This window comes from uncultured Kluyvera sp. (genome assembly GCF_902485085.1).
Lineage (GTDB): Bacteria > Pseudomonadota > Gammaproteobacteria > Enterobacterales > Enterobacteriaceae > Kluyvera > Kluyvera ascorbata.
In genome coordinates this window covers 16,593-37,269 of record NZ_CABTJS010000140.1, presented here as the reverse complement: position 1 = coordinate 37,269, position 20,677 = coordinate 16,593, and the positions used below count along the sequence as shown (strand labels likewise).

The following is a 20,677-nucleotide window of genomic DNA, read 5'->3' as shown; positions in this document are numbered from 1 at the left end:
CCTAAGGGGTGTCACAATGCAAAAACAGTGGTCAGATGTTGATAATTATTTGATAGAGAACCTGATTCCCGGCGATACCGTGCTGTCTCTCGTGCTGGAAAACAACCAGCGAAACGGACTACCCGCGCACGATGTGGCGGCCAATCAAGGGCAACTGCTGGCGCTGTTTATGCGCATGGTGGGCGCGAAGTCAGTTCTGGAAATAGGAACGCTCGGCGCGTACAGCACCATCTGGATGGCACGCGAACTGCCCCCGGGCGGGCGGTTAATCACCCTCGAAGCTGACCCGCTGCACGCCCGCGTGGCGCGGGAGAATATCACCCTCGCCGGGCTTGATAAGGTGGTGACGCTGCGCGAAGGCCCGGCGCTGGATTCACTGGCGACGCTTGAAGATGCCGCGCCGTTTGACGTGATTTTTATCGATGCGGATAAGCCGAATAACCCTTATTACCTGCAATGGGCGTTGAAATATTCTCGCCCCCGCACGCTGATTATCGGCGATAACGTGGTGCGCGATGGTGAGGTGACCAACCCCAACAGCACCGACGCCCGCGTGCAGGGCGTGCGCCGGTTTATTGAGATGATGCATAACGACCCGCGCCTGACGGTCACGGCGCTGCAAACGGTCGGGATTAAGGGGTGGGATGGGTTTACGTTGGCGTGGGTGAACGCGTAAGCCTCGGTGAAGCCCCGGGGTCGGCATACGCCTCGCCCGGGCTACAGCTAATTTGCCGCCGGGATCAGGCGACAATCTGCTCCATCGCTTGCAGGATACGTTTATCCGAAATCGGATACGGCGTACCCAACTGTTGAGCAAAGAAGCTCACGCGCAGCTCTTCAATCATCCAGCGGATTTCCTTCACATCATCATCTTCACGACGCGACGGCGGCAGCTTGTTCAACCACTGCTGCCAGGCCTGCTGGACGCTATCCACTTTCAGCATCTGCGCGCGGTCGCGATGCGGGTCAACGGCCATTTTCTCCAGACGTTTTTCAATCGCCTGCAAATAACGCAGCGTATCGCCCAGTCGACGGAAACCGTTGCCGGTAACGAAGCCACGGTATACCAGGCCGTTCATCTGCGCCTTAATGTCCGACAGCCCCAGCGCCATGGTCATGTCCACGCGGCCTTTCAGACGTTTGTTGATGTTAAACACCGCCGTCAGAATTTGCTCAACCTGTTTGGCAATCTCCACCACCGTTTCATTGAGATTAGCGCGCACCTTTTCGTGCAGCGCAGCGAAGCCCGCTTCGCTCCACACCGGCCCGCCCGCCTCGTCGATCAGCTTGTCCACGCCGCAGGAGATACAGTCGTCAATCAGGTCAAGCACCTTGCCATACGGGTTGAAGTAGAGCCCCAGTTTTGCCTTGTTCGGCAGCTTCTCGTGCAGATACTTAATCGGCGACGGAATATTCAGCAACAGTAGACGGCGCAAGCCGCGCCACATTGCCTGCTGCTGTTCCAGTTGGTTATCAAACAGCTTGATGGCCACGCTGTCACGCTCGTCCACCAGCGCCGGCCAGGCTTTCACCTTGTAATTGCCGCGCTTCTGCTCATAGCGATCCGGAAGGTCACCAAAGCTCCAGATATGCAGCCCGTTTTGCTCGATACCGTCGTCGGCGACCGCCGATAGCGTCTCCTGTACTTTTCCCTTCAGCATATCTTTCAACGCCCGAAGTGAGCGTCCTTCCTGAAGCTTCTTGTTTTTATCGTCCACCACGCGGAAGCTGATTTTCAGGTGATCGGGCACCTGATCCCACTGCCAGGCTTCTCGGTCGACGGTAACGCCGGTCATCCGCCGCAGTTCACGCTCCAGCGAATCCAGCAGAGGCAGTTCCAGCGGCGTGGCGCGGCCTAAGAAGGCTTCGGCGTAGTTCGGCGCAGGCACAAAGTTACGGCGCACCGGTTTCGGCAGCGATTTAATCAGCGCGATAATCAGCTCACGGCGCAGCCCCGGGATCTGCCACTCAAAACCGGCCTCTTCCACCTGGTTTAACAGCGGCAGCGGAATGTGCACCGTTACGCCATCGGCATCGGCTCCCGGCTCGAACTGATAGGTAAGACGCAGCTTCAGGTTGCCCTGATGCCAGAAGTTCGGGTAGTCCAGCTTGCTGACCTGCTCCGCCCCTTCTTTAATCAGCATGCTCTTTTCGAAATTGAGCAGATCCGGCGTTTCACGGCTCGCCTGCTTCCACCACTTATCAAAATGGCGCGCGGAAATCACTTCGTGGCTGATGCGCTGGTCGTAGAACTCAAACATCGTCTCGTCATCCACCAGGATATCACGGCGACGTGATTTATTTTCCAGCTCTTCAATTTCAGCGCGCAGCTTGAGGTTGTCGCGGAAGAAGGCGTGACGCGTCTGCCAGTCGCCTTCCACCAGCGCGTGGCGGATAAACAGCTCGCGGCACAGCGCCGGGTCAATCTGGCTGTAGTTAACCTTACGCGCGGCCACAATGGGCAGGCCGTAGACGGTGACTTTCTCGGTCGCCATCACCGCGCCCTGCGCCCGTTCCCAGTGCGGTTCACTGTAGGAACGTTTGATCAGATGCTGCGCCACCGGCTCTACCCATTCCGGGTCGATACGCGCGGCAATGCGCCCCCACAGGCGGCTGGTTTCGACCAGTTCGGCAACCATCGTCCATTTAGGCGGCTTCTTAAACAGCCCTGAGCCCGGGAAGATGGAGAAGCGCGCGTTACGCGCACCGGTAAATTCCTGCTTGTCGGTATCTTTCATCCCGATGTGCGACAGCAGACCGGTCAGCAGTGAAATATGAATTTCACGGTACTCCGCCGGTTCGCTGTTTACCGGAATACCCAGTTCTTTCACCACCTGGCGAAGCTGGGTGTAGATGTCCTGCCACTCACGCACGCGTAGGTAGTTAAGGAAATCGAGCTTGCACTGGCGGCGGAACTGGTTTGACGATAGCGCTTTTTGCTGCTCGCCGAGGTAGTTCCATAGGTTCACAAAGGCCATAAAATCTGACTCTTTGTCGTGGAAGCGGCGATGCTTTTCATCGGACGCCTGCTGTTTGTCCATCGGACGTTCACGCGGGTCCTGGATAGAGAGCGCCGACGTGATAATCATTGCTTCGCGCACGCAGCCGTGTTTCTGCGCTTCCAGCACCATGCGCGCCAGACGCGGGTCGACCGGCAACTGGCTGAGCTGGCGGCCCTGTGGCGTCAGCTTGTAGGCCGTTGCCTGTTCATCGGTGGTGATAGCGCCCAGCTCTTCGAGCAGGCGCACGCCGTCCTGAATATTGCGTTTATCCGGCGCTTCGACGAATGGGAACGCGGCGATGTCGCCCAAGCCCAGCGCGGTCATTTGCAGAATAACGGACGCCAGGTTGGTACGCAGGATTTCCGGGTCGGTAAACTCCGGGCGCGACAGGAAGTCATCTTCGGAATACAGACGAATACAGATACCTTCCGATACGCGACCACAGCGGCCTTTACGCTGGTTCGCGGAAGCCTGAGAAACCGGCTCGATCGGCAGACGCTGCACTTTGGTGCGATAGCTATAGCGGCTGATACGCGCCGTGCCTGGGTCAATCACATACTTGATGCCCGGTACCGTCAGCGAGGTTTCTGCCACGTTGGTGGCGAGCACGATGCGCCGTCCGCTGTGCGACTGGAAGACGCGATTCTGCTCGCTGTTCGATAAGCGGGCGTAGAGCGGCAGGATCTCGGTATGGCGCAGGTCGCGTTTGCTTAGCGCATCGGCGGTATCGCGGATTTCTCGCTCACCGCTCATAAAGATTAAGATATCGCCTGGCCCTTCCTGCCCCAATTCATCGACGGCGTCGAAAATCGCCTGTAGCTGGTCGCGCTCGGTGTCGTCCGCATCTTCAACAATCGGACGGTAACGCACATCAACCGGATAGGTGCGGCCGGACACTTCGATAATCGGCGCATTATTAAAGTGGCGCGAGAAACGTTCCGGGTCGATGGTCGCCGAGGTGATGATCACCTTGAGATCCGGGCGACGCGGCAGCAGTTCTTTCAGGTAGCCGAGCAGGAAGTCGATGTTTAGGCTACGTTCGTGCGCTTCATCGATAATGATGGTGTCGTACTGCATCAGCAGGCGGTCCTGCTGGATTTCCGCCAGTAGAATACCGTCGGTCATCAACTTGACCATGGTGTTGTCGCTGACGTGATCGCTAAAGCGAACCTTGTAGCCAATGCAGCCGCCCGGCTCGGTTTTCAGCTCTTCAGCAATACGGTTAGCCACGGTGCGCGCCGCCAGACGACGCGGCTGGGTATGGCCAATCAGCCCTTTTATGCCGCGCCCCAATTCCATGCAGATTTTCGGCAACTGGGTGGTTTTACCCGACCCGGTTTCCCCGGCGACGATCACCACCTGGTGGTCACGCACGGCGTTGAGGATGTCTTGTTTCTTCTGGCTAACCGGCAGGTTTTCCGGGTACTCAATCACCGGACGCGCCGCTTCACGCAGCACAACCTTACCGGCTGCCTGTTCAATTTCCTGCGCCATCTCCTGGTAAATGGCCTGTTGTGCTTCAGGATTTTTAACCTTCTTAACGCCGTGTAATCGGCGGGCAAAGCGCTGTTTATCCCGCAGAGTCAGCGCGTCAAGGCGCTGACTGAGCATCGCAAAGGTGATTTTTTGTCGTTCTGTCATAGTCTTATTGGGCAGCGCACTGCCGGGAAAAGCTCTCATAAAGAATCGTCATAGCATACCACACTTGCGCATTTCGAGCCTTGTTCAAAAAAACTGAATATAGGATTCGATATATTGCGCTATCTCTGTGGCAGGATTGTGAATAAAGTGTCAGCAAGCAACAGGGCATCGCCCGTCAATCAAATATAAGGAATTACCTATGAGCAAAGTATTAGTTCTGAAATCCAGCATCCTGGCAGGCTACTCTCAATCAGGTCAGCTGTCCGACTATTTTGTTGAACAGTGGCGTGAAAAGCACTCCGCTGACGAAATCACCGTCCGCGATCTGGCTGCCAATCCAATCCCGGTGCTGGATGGCGAACTGGTCGGCGCGCTGCGCCCAAGCGATTCCCCACTGACCCCACGTCAGCAAGAAGCGCTGAAGCTCTCTGACGAGCTGATTGATGAACTGCAAGCCCACGACGTCATTGTTATCGCCGCGCCGATGTATAACTTCAACATCCCAACGCAGCTGAAAAACTACTTCGACCTGATTGCCCGCGCTGGCGTAACCTTCCGTTACACTGAAAAAGGTCCAGAAGGTCTGGTCACCGGCAAACGCGCTATCGTCCTGAGCAGCCGCGGCGGCATCCATAAAGATAGCCCAACTGACCTTATCACCCCATACCTGAACGTGTTCCTGGGCTTCATCGGGATCACCGACGTGAACGTGGTCTTCGCCGAAGGTATCGCTTACGGTCCAGAAGTGGCCACCAAAGCGACCTCTGATGCAAAAGCCGCGATCGACAGCCTGGTAGCGTAATCGCCCCCAGCAATACAAAAACCCTGCTCACATGAGCAGGGTTTTCTTTTTTGTAGCCCGGCCAAGCGCAGCGCCGCCGGGACTTGCTCCGAGCCCCCAGAGTCGGCGTACCACCTCGTCTGGGCTACTTTTTGTCGTAGCGTAAATATCCCGCTATGCCACCACCGCCATCTTTCGGATGGTGAATACCGTCATGAACTTCCACGCAGGCAAAATCAAACGGCGAAACGCCCTCGAGACAAGCAACGTTAATCCCGTATTGCTGAGGATTCGAGCGCCGCTGATGGAAGGTATAAATCCCGCACACCGAACAGAAAAAATGAACAGCTTCGCCAGTATTAAAGCGATACTCCGTCAATTTATCCTGCCCGCGTAGAATCTCGATGCCGGACAACGGCGCAGAAACCGCAACCGCACCGCGCATACGGCAGTAGGAGCAGTTGCAGCGGCGGGCGGTATTGAGTCCATCGCTAAGCACGACGGTGAAAGCCACCGCGCCGCAGTGGCATTGGGCGGAACGTTTGTCGCTCATTAAGCCTCCCGTTATGCGCGAGCCGCAATGCCGTCGAGCGTAGCCAGCGCATCCTCAGGTAAGGTCAACTGACCCGCAGCCATATTCTCCTGCAGATGCGTCACTGACGAAGTACCGGGGATCAGCAGAATATTGGGCGAACGGTGCAGCAGCCAGGCCAGCGCCACCTGCATCGGCGTGGCGTTCAGCGAACTGGCGACCTCGTTCAGCGCGGAGGATTGCAGCGGTGAGAAGCCGCCCAGCGGGAAGTACGGCACATAGGCGATACCGTCGCGCGCCAGCGTATCAATCAGTTCATCATCGCGGCGGTGGGCAATGTTGTACTCATTTTGCACGCAGACAATATTGGCGATTTTGCATGCCTCGGCCACCTGCGTTGGCGTAACGTTACTGACCCCAATATGCTTGATAAGCCCCTGCTGTTGCAGCTCGGCGAGTACGCTAACGCTGGCTTCAATAGAGCCTTCACACGGAGCATGACCGTCGCCAATCATCACACGCATATTCACCACATCCAGCGCATCAAGCCCGAGATTGCGCAGGTTATCGTGCACCGCTTGCTTTAATTCCTCGGCGGAAAACGCCGGCAGCCAGCCGCCTTTATCATCACGACGGGCCCCAATTTTGGTCACGATCACCAGATCGTCGGCATAAGGATGCAGCGCTTCACGAATAATCTGGTTAGTAACGTGTGGACCGTAGAAGTCGCTGGTGTCGATATGGTTGACGCCGAGCGCCAGCGCTTCGCGTAATACGGAGATGGCGGCATGTCGGTCTTTCGGTGGACCAAATACGCCTGGGCCCGCCAGCTGCATCGCCCCGTAGCCGAGGCGATTCACGAATTGAGAACCAAGGGAAAACGTAGTGTAACGAGTCATAACGTCCTGCCTGTATCATCATGATGAATGTGACCGACAGTATAGGAACGGTTTTCCCGGTATGACTGTGCTTTTTATGCCATAAACGCAAAAAAATGCCGTTTACCGCGCTGCCGACTCTCGGCGCTGATGCCGGTTCATCAGCCAGAACACCGCCACGCCCGCCAGCACAATGCCCGGCGCGGAAGCGGCCATGACACCGACGGTGCCCGTACCCAACGCGAGCATTTTACCCGCCAGCAGCGGTCCGCTCATCGCCCCCAGACGCCCTACCGCGACGGCAGTACCGACGCCGGTGGCACGGATTTCGGTGCGATAGAACAATGGTGCCAGCGCATACAGCACGCACTGCCCGCCGGTCGCGAACATTCCGGCAACGAATCCGGCGGCAATCATGGCACCGAAAGAGCTCGCGGCCCCCAATGAAATCAACGACGCCAGCATGCCGCAATAAATCAGCAATGACATTTTGAGAGGGCTGAGTTTGTCCATCAGCGCCCCCAACATCAGGGTGCCCAAAGCGGCGCCGATTTGCAGCGCAAACATGACGCCAGAAGCCTGTGGACGGCTAAATCCCTGATCGACCAATAGCATGGGCAGCCAGTTGATCAACATGTAGACCACCAACAGCGTAAAGAAATAGCACAGCCATAAGAGCAGCGTGGCGGAAGAGGTACCGGTAGCAAAGATAGCCCGCAGCGGTGCGGGTGATTTCTGCTGCTGGCTGCTGAACGCCTGCGACTCCGGCAAACGGGACATTAATAGCGGAACCAACAGCAAAGGCACCACGCCGCCAACCCAGAAAATGGTCTGCCAGGCTTGCGTCAGGCCGCTAAACCCCATCGCCGCGGCCATTGCCGCACCAATCGGTACGCCGCAGTACATCAGGCTCACCGCCGTACCGCGAAAACGGGGGCCAGCGGCTTCAGACGTTAGGGCAATCAGGTTTGGCAGCGCCGCACCAAGCCCTGCACCCGTCATCAAACGAGCAAATACCAGCGAGTGAAAATCCCATGCCAGCGCGGTCACAATTGAAAACAGGCCAAACAGCACCATCGAACCAAGCAGGACTTTTTTGCGACCATAACGGTCGGCCAGCATTCCACCGCCAAGCGCGCCGGGCAAGAGCCCAAGGATTCCGGCGCTGAAAATCCAGCCCATCTGCATTTTATCCAGGCCAAACGCCTGGGCGATACCTACTGCCGCAATGCCCGCGGCCTGTAAATCCAGCCCTTCCATCAGGGCAACTAAAAAGCAAAGCCCGACGGTTAAAATCAGGCGGGAGTTTTTCGGTACGGAGGACACGTTGGTGACATTCGACATAGTGCGACCTTCTTGTAGAGTGCAGATGAAAAGGCGGCCGATACCTGGTCGGCCGCATTATTTTCCTTTGCCAGTTGTCCGGTCGGTACATTGCCGACCGGATCGTTATCAGGCTTATGCTTTGGCTTTCAGATCCAGCGCCACGTCAACGATCAAATCTTCCTGACCGCCCACCATGCGGCGCTTGCCGAGTTCAACCAGAATATCGACCGCGCTGAGACCATAACGCGCGGCGGCAACTTCACTGTGGCGCAGGAAGCTGGAGTAGACGCCCGCATAGCCCAGCGCCAGCGTTTCACGATCGACGCGTACCGGGCGGTCCTGTAGCGGACGCACCAGTTCGTCTGCCGCAGCCATCAGCGAGTACAGGTCGGTGCCGTGGTTCCAGCCCTGTTTGTCTGCGGCGGCGATAAAGACCTCTAGCGGGGCGTTACCGGCACCCGCCCCCATTCCAGCCAGACTGGCATCGATGCGATCGCAGCCCTCTTCCACCGCCACCAGCGAGTTGGCAACGCCCAGACTCAGGTTATGATGCGCGTGCATCCCGGTCTGGGTGTCTGGGTTCAGCACCGCTTTCAGTGCGCGGAAGCGGTCACGGATATCATTCATGTTCATCGCACCACCCGAGTCCACCACATAGATGCAGGTTGCGCCGTAGCCTTCCATCAGCTTCGCCTGCTTCGCGAGGTTTTCCGGCGTGGTCATGTGGCTCATCATCAGAAAGCCAACGGTGTCCATCCCCAGCTCACGGGCATAGGCAATGTGCTGTGCGGAAACATCCGCTTCCGTACAATGTGTGGCCACGCGCACGACGCGCGCACCGGCCTGGTAGGCGTTTTTCAGGTCATGCAGCGTTCCGATGCCCGGAATCAACAGCGTGGCGATTTTGGCGTGCTGCACAACTTCCGCCGCTGCCGCAATCCATTCCACGTCGCTGTACGCGCCAAAACCGTAGTTAAAGCTGGAGCCTTGCAGGCCGTCGCCGTGCGCCACTTCAATGGAATCCACCCGGGCGTCGTCCAGCGCTTTGGCAATCTGGCGGACGTTATCAAGGGAATACTGATGGCGGATCGCGTGCATTCCGTCACGTAAAGTCACATCAGAGATATAGAGTTTTTTACCGTTCATGCGACTTCTCCTGCCACGTTCACCCGCGTTTGGGCCATTTTTTCTGCGGTCGACATCGCCGCGGAGGTCATAATGTCGAGGTTGCCAGCATAGGCTGGCAGGTAGTGCGCCGCCCCTTCCACTTCCAGATAAACAGCCGTTTTCAGGCCGGAGAACTGACCGACGCCCGGAATATTGACCGGTTTATCCTGCGGAATGACTTCAAACTGGACTTTTTGCTTTAGGCGATAGCCCGGCACATACGCCTGTACCGCTGCGGCCATCTCTTCAATTGATGCTTCAATCTCGGTTTGTGAAGCTGCTTCGCTCAGCACGTATACCGTGTCGCGCATCATCACCGGCGGCTCGGCCGGGTTCAGAATAATAATGGCTTTGCCTTTCGCCGCGCCGCCCACCACTTCAATCGCCTGCGAGGTGGTTTCGGTGAATTCATCAATGTTGGCGCGCGTGCCGGGGCCAGCAGATTTACTGGAGATAGAGGCTATAATCTCCGCGTAGTGCACTTTTGCCACCCGAGAAACGGCGGCCACCATCGGAATCGTGGCCTGCCCGCCGCAGGTCACCATGTTAACGTTGCCCTGAGTCAGGTTTTTGTCGAGGTTGACCACCGGCACACAGTACGGGCCAATGGCCGCTGGCGTCAGGTCAATCAGACGGATGTCGGGCTTCGCCGCACGCAGCGCCGCGTCATTTTTCACATGCGCGCTCGCGCTGGTGGCATCAAAGACAATGTCGATATCGGCAAACTCTTGCATCGCCATCAGCCCTTTCACCCCTTCGTGAGTGGTGGCAACGCCGAGGCGTTTGGCGCGGGCCAGACCATCGGAATTCGGGTCAATCCCCACCATCACCGACATTTCCAGATGTTTACCGTGACGAAGAATTTTTATCATCAGGTCGGTGCCGATATTGCCTGAACCGATGATGGCGACTTTACATTTACTCATGACTGACTTCCTTCTAGCGCTGAAAACGTCGCAGATACTGAACCGATACCTTCGATAACCGCGTCAAAACGGTCGCCAGGATTGATGGCAACCATCGGCCCCAGCGCACCGGTTAACACAATATCGCCCGCCCGTAAGGGCTCGCCCAGGCTCGCCATTTTGCGTGCCAGCCAGACAGCGGCGTTCAGCGGATGTCCTAAGCATTCACTGCCGCGGCCGCTGGAGACCTCTTCCAGATTACGGGTCATTTTCATGGCGCAGTTTTTGAGATCCAACGCCGCCGGGCGCTGCGCCGGGCCGCCGACCACGTACACGCCGCAGGAGGCGTTGTCGGCCACGGTATCAACAAACTTAATCGACCAATCGCGTACGCGACTTCCCACCACTTCCAGCGCCGGAACCACCCACTCAATCGCGTTGTACAGTTCATCAAACGTGGTGTCGGCATGCGGTAAGTCGCGGTTCAGTACCAGCGCAATCTCGGCCTCAATTTTCGGCTGCAGGACGCGGGAGAACGGAATGGTTTCGTTATCGCCATAGCACATGTCGGCAAACAGCGTGCCGAAGTCCGGCTGGTCGACGCCCAACTGCTGCTGCACTTTTGGGTGGGTTAACCCCACTTTGCGACCGACAACGCGACGCCCCTGAGCCACAGCATGCTGAACGTTAATGCGCTGGATGGCATACGCCGCCTCGGCGTTTTCAAGGCCGATAACCTCACGCAACGGCTCAATCGCCTGACCATTTTTCTCCGCCTCGCGCAGAGTCTGCGCCAGCGTTTCCAGAGAGTAATTCGACATTTCGGCTCCTTACGCGCGGTCGAGGAAATTCAGCACCAGTTGGTTGAACGCATCGGCATATTCCCACTGCGCCCAATGGCCGCAGTCACGGTAGATATGCAGCTCAGAGCCGTTAATGCCCGAGAGCAGTCGCAGACCCGCATCCATCGGCACAAAACGGTCGTTACGGCCCCAGACCACCAGCGTCTGCGCTTTAATTTCGCCCAGACGTGGACCAAAATCAGGGAACTGCTTCGGATTCGCTTCCAGGCTTTTAACAAAGTTCTCAAGGTGATCGCGGCGCGACAGCATATTGTTGAGGCGTGCTTCAAACAGCGCTTCGGTCAGGTCACTGGTGTCATAAACGAAAATGCTCATCATCTTTTTGAGATTGTCGATATTGGGCTCGCGGTACAGGCCATTCAGCAGTTTGATCCCTTCTGTTGGCATTGGGGTAAACAGGCTCATACCGCCGGTACCGCCGCCCATCAATACCAGTTTCCCCACCCGTTCAGGCCAGGTCAGGGTGAACGCCACCGCCGAGTGGCCACCCATTGAGTTACCCAACAGATGGACTTTCTGAATATCCAGCTGATCGACCACGCTTTTCAGAATGCGGGCGTTCAAATCAGAGCGAGAACCGGTATTGACGATCGAATCGCTTTTCCCCCAGCCCGGGCAGTCAAGCAGCAGTACGCGGTAACCCGCCTCCACTAACGGGTCGATATTGCGGCTGAAGTTCGCCCAGCCGGTCGCACCTGGGCCGGAACCGTGCAGCAGCACAACCGTTTCGTCGCCCTGCCCGCAGTCGTTATAGTGGATACGCAGCGTCTGCCCGGCTTCTTCAACGTTGAGATAACGGCTGGTTGCCGCTTCGGTTTGTGGTTGATAGGTCATTATTCTCTCCTGCTTAATCAATTCGTTGTCGTGGCGCTCAGGGAGCCAAAGCCGGCGATCCACTCAGGGATCGGGCGATAATAGCGGCCTTCGCTGCGGTATTTACCCATCGCGGAAAGCGTGGCGAACGCGGCGGCCCAGGTTTTGACTTCGTGGGTCAATTTCCCGGCGATGGCGGAAAGTTCTTCGTTGCTGATAGCGTCCAGCTCGGCCAGGCGGCCCTGTTCAAGCAACGTCATAAACTGGTTGTCCCAGACAGGGTTCAGCGGGTGCAGCGTTTTCTGGTCTTCGACAAAGCGTTCGGCCGCTTCAATCACCCGACGCTGGCGCAGTTCGCGTTCCTCAGGCGGGAGTTGCTTACCGCTGCCCAGCAGGCGATCGCGCATATGCGCGTCCACTTTCGCCAGTTCCGGCACCGGCGGCTGATGCGATAAACCGCCGGAACCTAAAATCAGTACGCGTTTGTTGAGAGTGGACAGGAAGCGGCCCATAGCTTCACCCAGCATGCGGGTGCGCTGGAACCCCGGCAGCGGCGTCGCGACGCCGTTGATAAACACCGGCAATACCGGGACGTTATCGAGCCCGCCCAACAGCAGCTCCAGCGGTTGGGCAAAGCCGTGATCCACCTGCATGCAGTAGGAAACGGCCAGATCGATGCCGCTTTTCATGACCGAGAGCGCGCAGGCTTCCGCGAGTTCAGTCGGTACCGGTAGCACCCCAGCAGCGCTGGAAAAATCCCCGATGGACGTCGCACCAATGCCTAAACAGAACGGTGGCATCACGTCGTAGAAAAAGCCGTTGTAGTGGTCAGGGGCGTACAACACCACCAGTTCAGGGGCAAACGCGGCAATGCGCGCGCGGGCCTCGGCGATGACGCCGTTCACTTCATCCAGCACCTCCTGAGCCGGGTCGACATAGCCCACCAGCGGCGTGTGGGAGAGACAGTGGAGATAAGCATTCATCTCAGGCCACCTTTTCAACGTTAAGATCGGAAGCGGCACTCGTTAACGCCATCACGTCAGCAAGCTGGTTCAGGGTTTTGCTCAAGGTTTGCGGGATAGCGAGAGCGGCGACGAAACGGTCCGGGCGCACCACAGCAATCGAGGCATCCTCAGCGGCAAACCAGGTTTTGAAGCGGTTCTGGGTATCGCCAAGGCGGATGACGCCGTCAACATTGTCCTGCGGCGTACGAATCTGGACGTCCGGCACGACCTGAATAAAGCAGGTGCCCAGCGCGCGCCACTGCGCAATTTGACTCTCGCTCATGCCCCACAGCGGGTTACAGCCCCAGGCAATCACAGCAAACTTCGCGCCAATCACATCATCCAGCAGCACTACTTCGCCGTTTTCACGGGTCACTTTGGGCTGTATAAACATTTTGCCGACCGGGGACCGTTTCGCCGTACCGTTCATCAACAGCGCGCCTTCGCGGTACTGCGGCATCGGTTTAAAGCGCATTTCCAGGAAGTAGCGTTTCACCGGCGGGATGTAGTTGAGTAGCCAGGAGAGACCATCACGAACCGTGCCATGCCAGCGTTTGGCGGGAGCCAGCACGTTACCGGCGGTGACGGAGAGATCGATCATCGCTTTGGCATGGTCGCGGCGTTCCTGCTGATAAGTATCGAGTAATGAATCACCGGCTTTGCCCTTCACGACCATCGCCAGCTTCCATGCCAGGTTGAAGGCGTCGCGCATGCCGCTGTTGTAGCCCTGGCCTTGCCAGACCGGCATGATATGCGCGGCATCGCCCGCCAGCAGTACACGATCAATGCGGAAACGTTCGGCAATGCGCGCGTTATGGGTATAAACACGCTGGCGGATAAGTTCAACGTTATCAGGGTCTGGCAGTACCTGGCTCAGAAGACGACGCATATTGTCCGGCTCGCTCAGTTGAGCTTCGGTTTCGCCTGGCATAACCATAAATTCAAAGCGACGAACGCCGTGCGGTAATGCCGCTGAGACATACGGGCGCACCGGGTCGCAGCATAAATAGATGTGCGGGGTTGCCAGCGGATCGTTGGCAATATCAATCACAATCCACTGATTAGGCGCGGTTTTGCCTTCGAACGGCACATTCAGGGTACGGCGAATAACGCTCGCCCCGCCGTCACATGCCACCAGCCAGTCAGCCTGTACCGTTTCACGTTCCCCATCCGGCCCTTTCAGATTAATCGTGACAGTGTCACTATTTTGATTGAAGGCCTCTAGCTCACGGGAAAACAGACAGCGGACGTTCGGGAAACGGCTTAACCCCTGGTACATCACCTCATCCACCTGCGGCTGGATAAAGGCGTTGCGGCGAGACCATCCGAACTCGTCGGTCATCGGTTGAATATCCGCAAAGCAGCGGCCTTTCGGGGTCAGGAAACGCATCGCGTGCCAGGGGGTTGTGTGTGGCAGCACTTTGTCGACCAGGCCAACCGACTGCATGGTGCGCAGCGCTTCATCGTCGATACCAATGGCACGCGGATAATCTATTAATTTATCCAGCTTCTCGACCACCAGCACGTCAATGCCCATCTGCCCCATATAGTTCGCCAGCATCAGTCCCACTGGGCCCGCGCCAGCGATAGCGACCTGAACACGGTGCTGAACAGCAGGTTGAATATCCGGATTTGACGTTGTCATCTTAAATACCTCACGGCTCGAACCAGGCAATGCAGAACGATCTCACTCCGCGTTGCTTGTTAATTTAATGTGAAATTATTTTTGTAATGAGCGGAGTATATGTCCGGAAAACTGGGCTACAATCAAAACAAGCCGAAATGTGCACCTGATGCACACCGTTGTTTTAGATATAGAAAAAGCGGATAAAATGAAAAATAGCGATGCAACTGATTACAAAACGGTGCGGGGGTTAACGCGCGGGCTATTGTTACTAAATTTGTTAAATAAATTCGACGGAGGCGCGTCAATCGCGGCGCTCGCTGAGTTTAGCGGCCTGCATCGCACCACCGTCAGAAGGCTGCTGGAGACACTTCAGGAAGAAGGTTATGTCAGGCGAAGTCTGTCAGATGATAGTTTCCGCCTGACCATCAACGTCAGGCAGTTAAGTGAGGGATTTCGTGACGAACATTGGATTTCTGCACTGGCAACACCGCTGCTTGGAGAATTATTGCGCGAGGTCATTTGGCCGACGGATTTAACCACTCTCGACGTTGATGCTATGGTCGTTCGCGAAACAACCCACCGTTTTAGCCGCCTCTCTTTTCACCGTGCCATGGTCGGCCGCCGTTTACCGCTACTCTTGACGGCTTCGGGTCTGACCTGGCTGGCGTTCTCTCCCGAACAGGAGCGGCAGCCGATTATTGAGATGTTGGCGGCACGTCCCGAAACGGAATACCAACTGGCGCGTGAGCCAGAAAAGCTGCATGCCATTCTTGAAAAGACGCGCAAGAACGGCTATGGCGAAAATTTCCAGGGCTGGCAAATGGAGCAAAAAATTGCCTCTATCGCCGTTCCCGTGCGCAGCCAGGAGAGAGTGATTGGTTGCCTGAATCTGGTTTATATTGCGAAAGCCATGACCATAGAACAGGCAGCGGAAAAACACCTGGCCGCGCTACTGCGCGTCACGCGACAAATTGAAGAGCGGATGTCGGAAGAAGACATCGTCTACGAACATCTTTAGCTCAGGGCTCGTAACCAGGATGCATAGTGCCCAGGCCATTCAACGGTTGCGGTTCCCGGTTTCCCCATCGCAAAACCATGTCCACCGGTTGGATAACGGTACATCGTGACCGGCACCTGCTCGCGCAGGCAGGCCGCTTGCATGATTAGCGTATTGTGAGGATCAGACACCGGATCGTCTTCAGCCTGCACCAGGAACATCGGCGGTGTTTCTGGCGTAACATAGCGCTGAACTGACCACGCAGCGTTGGCCGCCTGTGAAGCCTCTCTTCCGAGCAGAATTTTATGCGTCGCAGTATGAGTGTACGGTTTTTCAAGCGTGATGATGGGGTAAATGAGCGCCGCACCGTCCATGGTTGCGGGATGCTTATCCAGTGCGTCTACCGCGGGATAGCTTTGGTAGTCTGGTCGCGTCGCCGCCATGCCAAGCAGATGCCCACCGGCTGAAAAGCCCAGATCGCTTACCCGCCTTTCGCGCTGTGCCACGATCCGCAGCGCCCGTTGCGCGTCCTGCAGCGCGACCAGATTGCCATCATTCCAGCCTTCACCGGGCAAGCGATAGCTCAGCAGGTACGCGGTATAACCGCGGTTTACCAGCCACAGAGCGGCGGGCCAGCCTTCCATCGCCATCTCAATTCGCTGATAACCGCCTCCTGGCGCAATCAGCACGCCACGGCCGTTAGGCGATGACGGCGTCAGTACGGTGAGCGACGGAACCGCTATCTGGCTTTGCGCCCCTTTCGCACTCACGTGCATTTTCCCCACGGGACCGCCGCCGCTAGGGGAAATCGCGGGCCATAGCGGGATCGTCTGCTGTTGATATGACGTGGCGTAGGCAAGCGTTGAACCATATCGCGCCGAGAACAGCGTGGCGGCAAAACCCAACAGAAAATGACGACGATGCATAGGCGCGTCTCAATACGTAGGTAAGGAATAGACAGTTAAGCAAAAAAGAAAGGATAGAGGATGAAGGATTTATGGCGAATTGTGACTTACCGAAGCTGTCTATCGCGAGATCGAGCAGAATTCCTAAAACAGGATAACTGGATAGGCAAACAGTACTCCTTGATTGCGACCCCTTACGGGCTGCTATAGGATTGCGGTAATCCCGAATCTCGGGAGAGGCGCAATGTTGCGGGGGCTTGATCCCCGGTGGCGATTGTTGCTGGAAAGAGAAAACCCCCGCACGTTGCTTGGTAAACCTGGCAACATAACGGGGGGCTAACTTGACCTTCGACAAGTTGAGAATAGCCGCGTACGGTTGCCATTGCAACACAGGCGGTTATATGACGTTCAGGGAAGCGTTAGTGATTGCGGTTGTGACTTCGATTATCGGGCCGATTGTGGTCGCGTTAGTCTGTCATTTCTGCAATATCTAACCTGAAGTGGGCGTCATGTGTCGCTGCAATGGCAATATGCGCCCGAACCGGGCCACCGGAGTAAAAGCTGGTGGCTCTTTTCGTTAAGGGCTTGTTATGTTCGGCGTTATCCGCAGATATTTAGGGGTAATTTTCTCAGACGGTTTGCATTTCTATACGTTATATAATCAAATACACACCGTTTATCCCCTCCTTCATAATGAGTGACTCATGTCTACATTACAACGCTTCCTGCTCGGGCTGACGCTGGCTTGCGCGAGCCTGATGGCCGCAAACCCGGCGATGGCCGACCGTACCATCACCGATCAACTGGGTCGTCAGGTTACCCTTCCGGATACCGTGAACCGCGTCGTGGTTTTGCAGCACCAGACGCTGAATCTGCTGGTCCAGTTAAATGCCGCTGACGATATTGTCGGCGTACTCAGCAGTTGGAAAAAGCAGTTAGGCCCTGAATTTGCGCGCTTTATGCCCGGAATTGAAAAGCTGCCAATGCCGGGCGATCTGACGCAGGTCAACATCGAAAGTCTGCTCGCGCTGCATCCGCAGGTGGTCTTTGTCGCGAACTATGCGCCGGAAGCGATGATCCAGCAGATTACCAATGCTGGTATTCCGGTGGTAGCGGTGTCGCTGCGTGAAGACGCTGCCGGTGAAAAGAACAAGATGAACCCGACGATGGCGGATGAAGAACACGCCTATAACGAAGGGTTGAAACAGGGTATCCGCCTGATTGGTGAAGTGGTTAATCGCGAGGCCGACGCCAGCAAACTCATCGATTACACCTTTAACGCTCGCGCGAAATTTAACGCTCCGGTTGCCGCTATTCCACAGCAGGAAAAAGTCCGCGTCTACATGGCAAATCCGGATCTGAACACCTACGGTTCGGGTAAATATACCGGTCTGATGATGGAGCATGCGGGGGCGATGAACGTTGCCGCGGCAACGGTAAAAGGCGCACGCCAGGTGTCACTGGAGCAAGTGCTGCAGTGGAACCCGCAGGTTATCTTCGTCCAGGACCGCTACCCGGAAGTGGTGAAACAGATTACCACTGACCCACAGTGGCAAGGTATTGATGCCGTCAAAAACCATCGCGTCTGGTTGATGCCGGAATACGCCAAAGCATGGGGCTACCCGATGCCGGAAGCGCTGGCGATTGGCGAGCTGTGGATGGCGAAAAAACTCTATCCAGAACGCTATAAAAACGTTGATATCGACGCACAGGCACAGGACTACTATCAACGTTTCTACCGCACCAATTGGCAGGCCAATGCACATCAGTAGTCACCCTAAAACGGTACAGGGTGGGCTGATGTTGCTCACCCTGGTGGTTGCCGTCGTTTCCCTCTGCTTTGGACAGTACGGTCTGTCGATTGGCGATGTGCTTAATCAGCTTGCGCATCCGCATCATGACGCCGATATTGCGCATCAGATTGTCTGGTCCGTCCGCCTGCCGCGCATACTAATGGCCCTGTTGGCCGGCGGTGCGCTCGGCCTGTGCGGCGCGACCCTGCAGGGCGTGTTTCAGAACCCCCTGGTCGACCCGCACATTATTGGCGTCACTTCCGGTTCCGCTTTTGGCGGCACGCTGGCGATTCTGCTCGGTTTCAGCATGCCGATGATGATGGGTTCTACCTTCTTCTTCGGCCTCCTCGCCCTAACGCTGGTCTATCTGCTTGCCGCGCTTCAGGGGAGAGAAAGCACGCTGGTGCTTATCCTCGCCGGGATCATTCTCAGCGGGTTCTTCGCGGCGCTGGTCAGCCTGATGCAATACATGGCCGATACCGAGGAGGTATTGCCCAATATCGTTTTCTGGCTGCTTGGCAGTTTTGCCACCGCCAATTGGACCAAAGTACTGCTGCTCGTCATTCCCGTCGCCGTGGCGGCACTGGTGCTCTACAAGCTGCGCTGGCGCATTAACCTGCTGTCGCTTGATGACAAAGATGCGCGCGCGCTCGGCGTGCGTGTAACCGCGCTTCGTCGCGGCGTACTGCTATGCTGTGCGCTGCTGGTTGCCGATCAGGTCGCGGTGAGCGGCAGCATTGCCTGGGTGGGTTTAGTCATTCCACATCTGGCCAGGATGCTGTCGGGCGCCGATCATCGTCGCCTGCTGCCCTGTGCGTTCTGGATGGGAGCGAGCTTTATGATTCTGGTTGACGATCTGGCGCGCACGCTCACCGCCGCTGAAATTCCGATTGGGATCATCACCGCACTGGTCGGCGCACCGCTCTTTACCGTGATGCTGGTACGCGCCAGCCGAAAAGGACTGCTCAAATGACCCCAACGCTTTCGCTTTCCCGGTTGGAATATGGGCATAAAACGCCGCTGTTTGCGCCGCTCAGCCTGCACTGTGAGCCGGGTGATATCTGGGCCATTTTAGGCGCTAACGGCCGTGGGAAAAGTACGCTGCTGGATACTATCACCAGCGTGTTACCTACGCTCGGAGGCGATATTACCGTCACGGGTGGCGTGGGGATTGTGCCGCAGTCCTTTCGCCCGGCTTTTGCCTGGCGAGTACGCGAGGTGGTGTTGATGGGCCGTGCCCGGCATATCGCCCTCTTCGCGCAACCGCAGGAGGAGGATGAACAGCAGGTGATGGCGGCGCTAGCGCTGCTGAATATCACCACGCTTGCCGATACGCTGTTCAGTAACCTGTCGGGTGGCCAGCAGCAGCTGGTAATGATTGCTCGCGCGCTGGTCAGCGCCAGTCAGAATATTTTATTAGACGAGCCCTGTTCAGCGCTGGACCTGGGCAACCAGCAGACGGTGCTGCAGCTTATCAGCGACCTGGCACACGTGCAGTCACGCACGGTGATGTTTACCACCCACGACCCGACTCATGCGCTGCAGGTCGCCAGCCATACGCTGCTGCTGTTGCCCGATAGTCAATGGCTGGCGGGCCCTACCGCAGAGGTGGTTTCAGAAGCCAACCTGCAGCGCGCGTATGGCGTTACGGTACGTAAGCTGCAGCTTGAAGATTATCCAGCCGCCGTCGTCACACCGCTGTTTAGTCTTCGTCGCTAGCCAACATAAAGCCCGCATCGCGCAGGCAGCGCAGCCCCTCTTCTGCGAGGATAAACTGGTAGAACTGCTGCGCGGCCGGGCTTTCCTCTAACATCGCCATGTAATAGTCACAGCGAATATTCCACGGTTCCGGGATGGCCACGCTGCGCACATCTTCCTGCTCACCCATCGCCGTGGCGTAATGTGCATAGCCGATAAACAGGTCCGCCTTCCCTTCACGAATCAGCCAACTGCTTGCCATTTCGCCCGCAGGTACCGTCAGCGAATCGCGTCCGCCAACCAGTGGCATCGCACGCTCCTTGAGGGATTCGCCAAGGCCGGGAAAACCGGCTTCAAGTTGCTCAAACAGTTGCCAGGTATAGTCGCCTGAAGGGTCGCAAAGCGGCGTTGACGTACCCAGACGCAGCGTACTGTCGCTTAACAGCTCTAGCCAGGTTTTACCCGCCGTTTGCGGGGAGTGTCTGACCGTCAAAATTAAACGGTTACGCGCGAAAATCCGCAGGCCGTGCGCCAGCCCCGCGTCGCACAGCACCTTAGGATGGTGGCGGTTAGCGGAAGCGAATAGCGAGCACGCCTCGCCCTTCTCTATGCGCTCGCGCAGCAGCCCCGCCGGGCCAAAAACAATCTCAACCGGGGTCCCGGTTTTGGCCATGAACTGTGACTGGAGAGGAATAAAGGCGCGGCGAAGGCTGCCTGCCGCCAGCAGCGTGAGCGTGGAGTTCAT

At 57.0% G+C, this 20,677-nt stretch carries 18 protein-coding genes; 6 read left to right on the top strand and 12 right to left on the bottom strand.

Translation table 11 applies throughout. The features are described from left to right. The first annotated feature begins 16 nt into the window (after positions 1-16). On the top strand, positions 17-676 hold the full coding sequence (locus tag RDN66_RS16720) for an O-methyltransferase (RefSeq protein ID WP_308538038.1): 660 nt from the start codon (positions 17-19) through the stop codon (positions 674-676). A gap of 64 nt (positions 677-740) precedes the next feature. Here the strand turns inward: RDN66_RS16720 and hrpA are convergent, their stop codons facing one another. Beyond that, the gene (gene hrpA / locus RDN66_RS16715) at positions 741-4,643 is read right to left on the bottom strand and encodes an ATP-dependent RNA helicase HrpA (protein ID WP_308538037.1); all 3,903 of its coding nucleotides are present in this window, start codon (positions 4,641-4,643) and stop codon (positions 741-743) included. A gap of 199 nt (positions 4,644-4,842) precedes the next feature. On the opposite strand from hrpA, the gene azoR reads away from it, so the two are divergent. After that, entirely contained in the window at positions 4,843-5,445 is a 603-nt protein-coding gene (gene azoR / locus RDN66_RS16710) for an FMN-dependent NADH-azoreductase (protein WP_202217910.1), read from the top strand. 124 nt (positions 5,446-5,569) lie between these two features. On the opposite strand, the gene RDN66_RS16705 is transcribed toward azoR, so the two are convergent. The 9 genes from RDN66_RS16705 to RDN66_RS16665 form a co-directional block, all read right to left on the bottom strand. Next, the gene (locus tag RDN66_RS16705) at positions 5,570-5,977 is read right to left on the bottom strand and encodes a GFA family protein (protein WP_202217909.1); all 408 of its coding nucleotides are present in this window, start codon (positions 5,975-5,977) and stop codon (positions 5,570-5,572) included. An 11-nt stretch (positions 5,978-5,988) separates the two neighbouring features. Next, complete coding sequence (locus tag RDN66_RS16700; protein WP_202217908.1) at positions 5,989-6,855, bottom strand: aldo/keto reductase family oxidoreductase; 867 nt, start codon at positions 6,853-6,855, stop codon at positions 5,989-5,991. Positions 6,856-6,957: 102 nt separating this feature from the next. Next, a complete protein-coding gene (gene mhpT / locus RDN66_RS16695; RefSeq protein WP_308538036.1) occupies positions 6,958-8,178 on the bottom strand; it encodes a 3-(3-hydroxy-phenyl)propionate transporter MhpT in 1,221 nt (406 codons plus the stop codon). 114 nt (positions 8,179-8,292) lie between these two features. Then, the gene (gene mhpE, locus RDN66_RS16690; RefSeq protein WP_202217906.1) at positions 8,293-9,306 is read right to left on the bottom strand and encodes a 4-hydroxy-2-oxovalerate aldolase; all 1,014 of its coding nucleotides are present in this window, start codon (positions 9,304-9,306) and stop codon (positions 8,293-8,295) included. Next, positions 9,303-10,253, bottom strand: a complete 951-nt coding sequence (mhpF, locus tag RDN66_RS16685) for an acetaldehyde dehydrogenase (protein WP_202217905.1) — start codon at positions 10,251-10,253, stop codon at positions 9,303-9,305. The genes mhpE and mhpF overlap by 4 nt, the downstream gene beginning before the upstream one ends. Next, the gene (gene mhpD, locus RDN66_RS16680; protein ID WP_202217904.1) at positions 10,250-11,053 is read right to left on the bottom strand and encodes a 2-keto-4-pentenoate hydratase; all 804 of its coding nucleotides are present in this window, start codon (positions 11,051-11,053) and stop codon (positions 10,250-10,252) included. Before mhpD ends, mhpF begins: the two co-directional genes overlap by 4 nt. Before the next feature lie 9 nt (positions 11,054-11,062). Beyond that, positions 11,063-11,929: a 2-hydroxy-6-oxonona-2,4-dienedioate hydrolase gene (gene mhpC / locus RDN66_RS16675; RefSeq protein ID WP_202217903.1), complete on the bottom strand. Its 867-nt coding sequence runs from the start codon at positions 11,927-11,929 to the stop codon at positions 11,063-11,065. A gap of 17 nt (positions 11,930-11,946) precedes the next feature. Next, a complete protein-coding gene (mhpB, locus tag RDN66_RS16670; protein WP_308538035.1) occupies positions 11,947-12,891 on the bottom strand; it encodes a 2,3-dihydroxyphenylpropionate/2,3-dihydroxicinnamic acid 1,2-dioxygenase in 945 nt (314 codons plus the stop codon). A 1-nt stretch (position 12,892) separates the two neighbouring features. Beyond that, the gene (locus RDN66_RS16665) at positions 12,893-14,557 is read right to left on the bottom strand and encodes a bifunctional 3-(3-hydroxy-phenyl)propionate/3-hydroxycinnamic acid hydroxylase (protein ID WP_202217901.1); all 1,665 of its coding nucleotides are present in this window, start codon (positions 14,555-14,557) and stop codon (positions 12,893-12,895) included. Positions 14,558-14,744: 187 nt separating this feature from the next. On the opposite strand from RDN66_RS16665, the gene RDN66_RS16660 reads away from it, so the two are divergent. Next, positions 14,745-15,557, top strand: coding sequence for a DNA-binding transcriptional regulator (locus tag RDN66_RS16660; protein ID WP_202218108.1), 813 nt, complete (start codon positions 14,745-14,747; stop codon positions 15,555-15,557). Here RDN66_RS16660 and RDN66_RS16655 read toward each other — a convergent pair. Then, the gene (locus RDN66_RS16655; RefSeq protein ID WP_308538034.1) at positions 15,554-16,462 is read right to left on the bottom strand and encodes an alpha/beta hydrolase; all 909 of its coding nucleotides are present in this window, start codon (positions 16,460-16,462) and stop codon (positions 15,554-15,556) included. The genes RDN66_RS16660 and RDN66_RS16655 overlap by 4 nt on opposite strands. A 683-nt stretch (positions 16,463-17,145) precedes the next feature. Here RDN66_RS16655 and RDN66_RS16650 point away from each other — a divergent pair. Genes RDN66_RS16650 through RDN66_RS16640 form a run of 3 tightly spaced genes read left to right on the top strand, consistent with a single transcriptional unit; the run spans position 17,146 to position 19,953 of the window. Next, positions 17,146-18,213 carry an ABC transporter substrate-binding protein gene (locus RDN66_RS16650; RefSeq protein ID WP_202217899.1) on the top strand — a complete coding sequence of 356 codons (1,068 nt, stop codon included), beginning with the start codon at positions 17,146-17,148 and terminating at the stop codon, positions 18,211-18,213. Then, positions 18,200-19,207: an iron ABC transporter permease gene (locus RDN66_RS16645; RefSeq protein ID WP_308538033.1), complete on the top strand. Its 1,008-nt coding sequence runs from the start codon at positions 18,200-18,202 to the stop codon at positions 19,205-19,207. The genes RDN66_RS16650 and RDN66_RS16645 overlap by 14 nt, the downstream gene beginning before the upstream one ends. Continuing rightward, a complete protein-coding gene (locus tag RDN66_RS16640; protein WP_202217897.1) occupies positions 19,204-19,953 on the top strand; it encodes an ABC transporter ATP-binding protein in 750 nt (249 codons plus the stop codon). The genes RDN66_RS16645 and RDN66_RS16640 overlap by 4 nt, the downstream gene beginning before the upstream one ends. Here the strand turns inward: RDN66_RS16640 and RDN66_RS16635 are convergent. Next, complete coding sequence (locus tag RDN66_RS16635; protein WP_308538032.1) at positions 19,937-20,677, bottom strand: substrate-binding domain-containing protein; 741 nt, start codon at positions 20,675-20,677, stop codon at positions 19,937-19,939. The two genes, RDN66_RS16640 and RDN66_RS16635, sit on opposite strands and share 17 nt — an antisense overlap.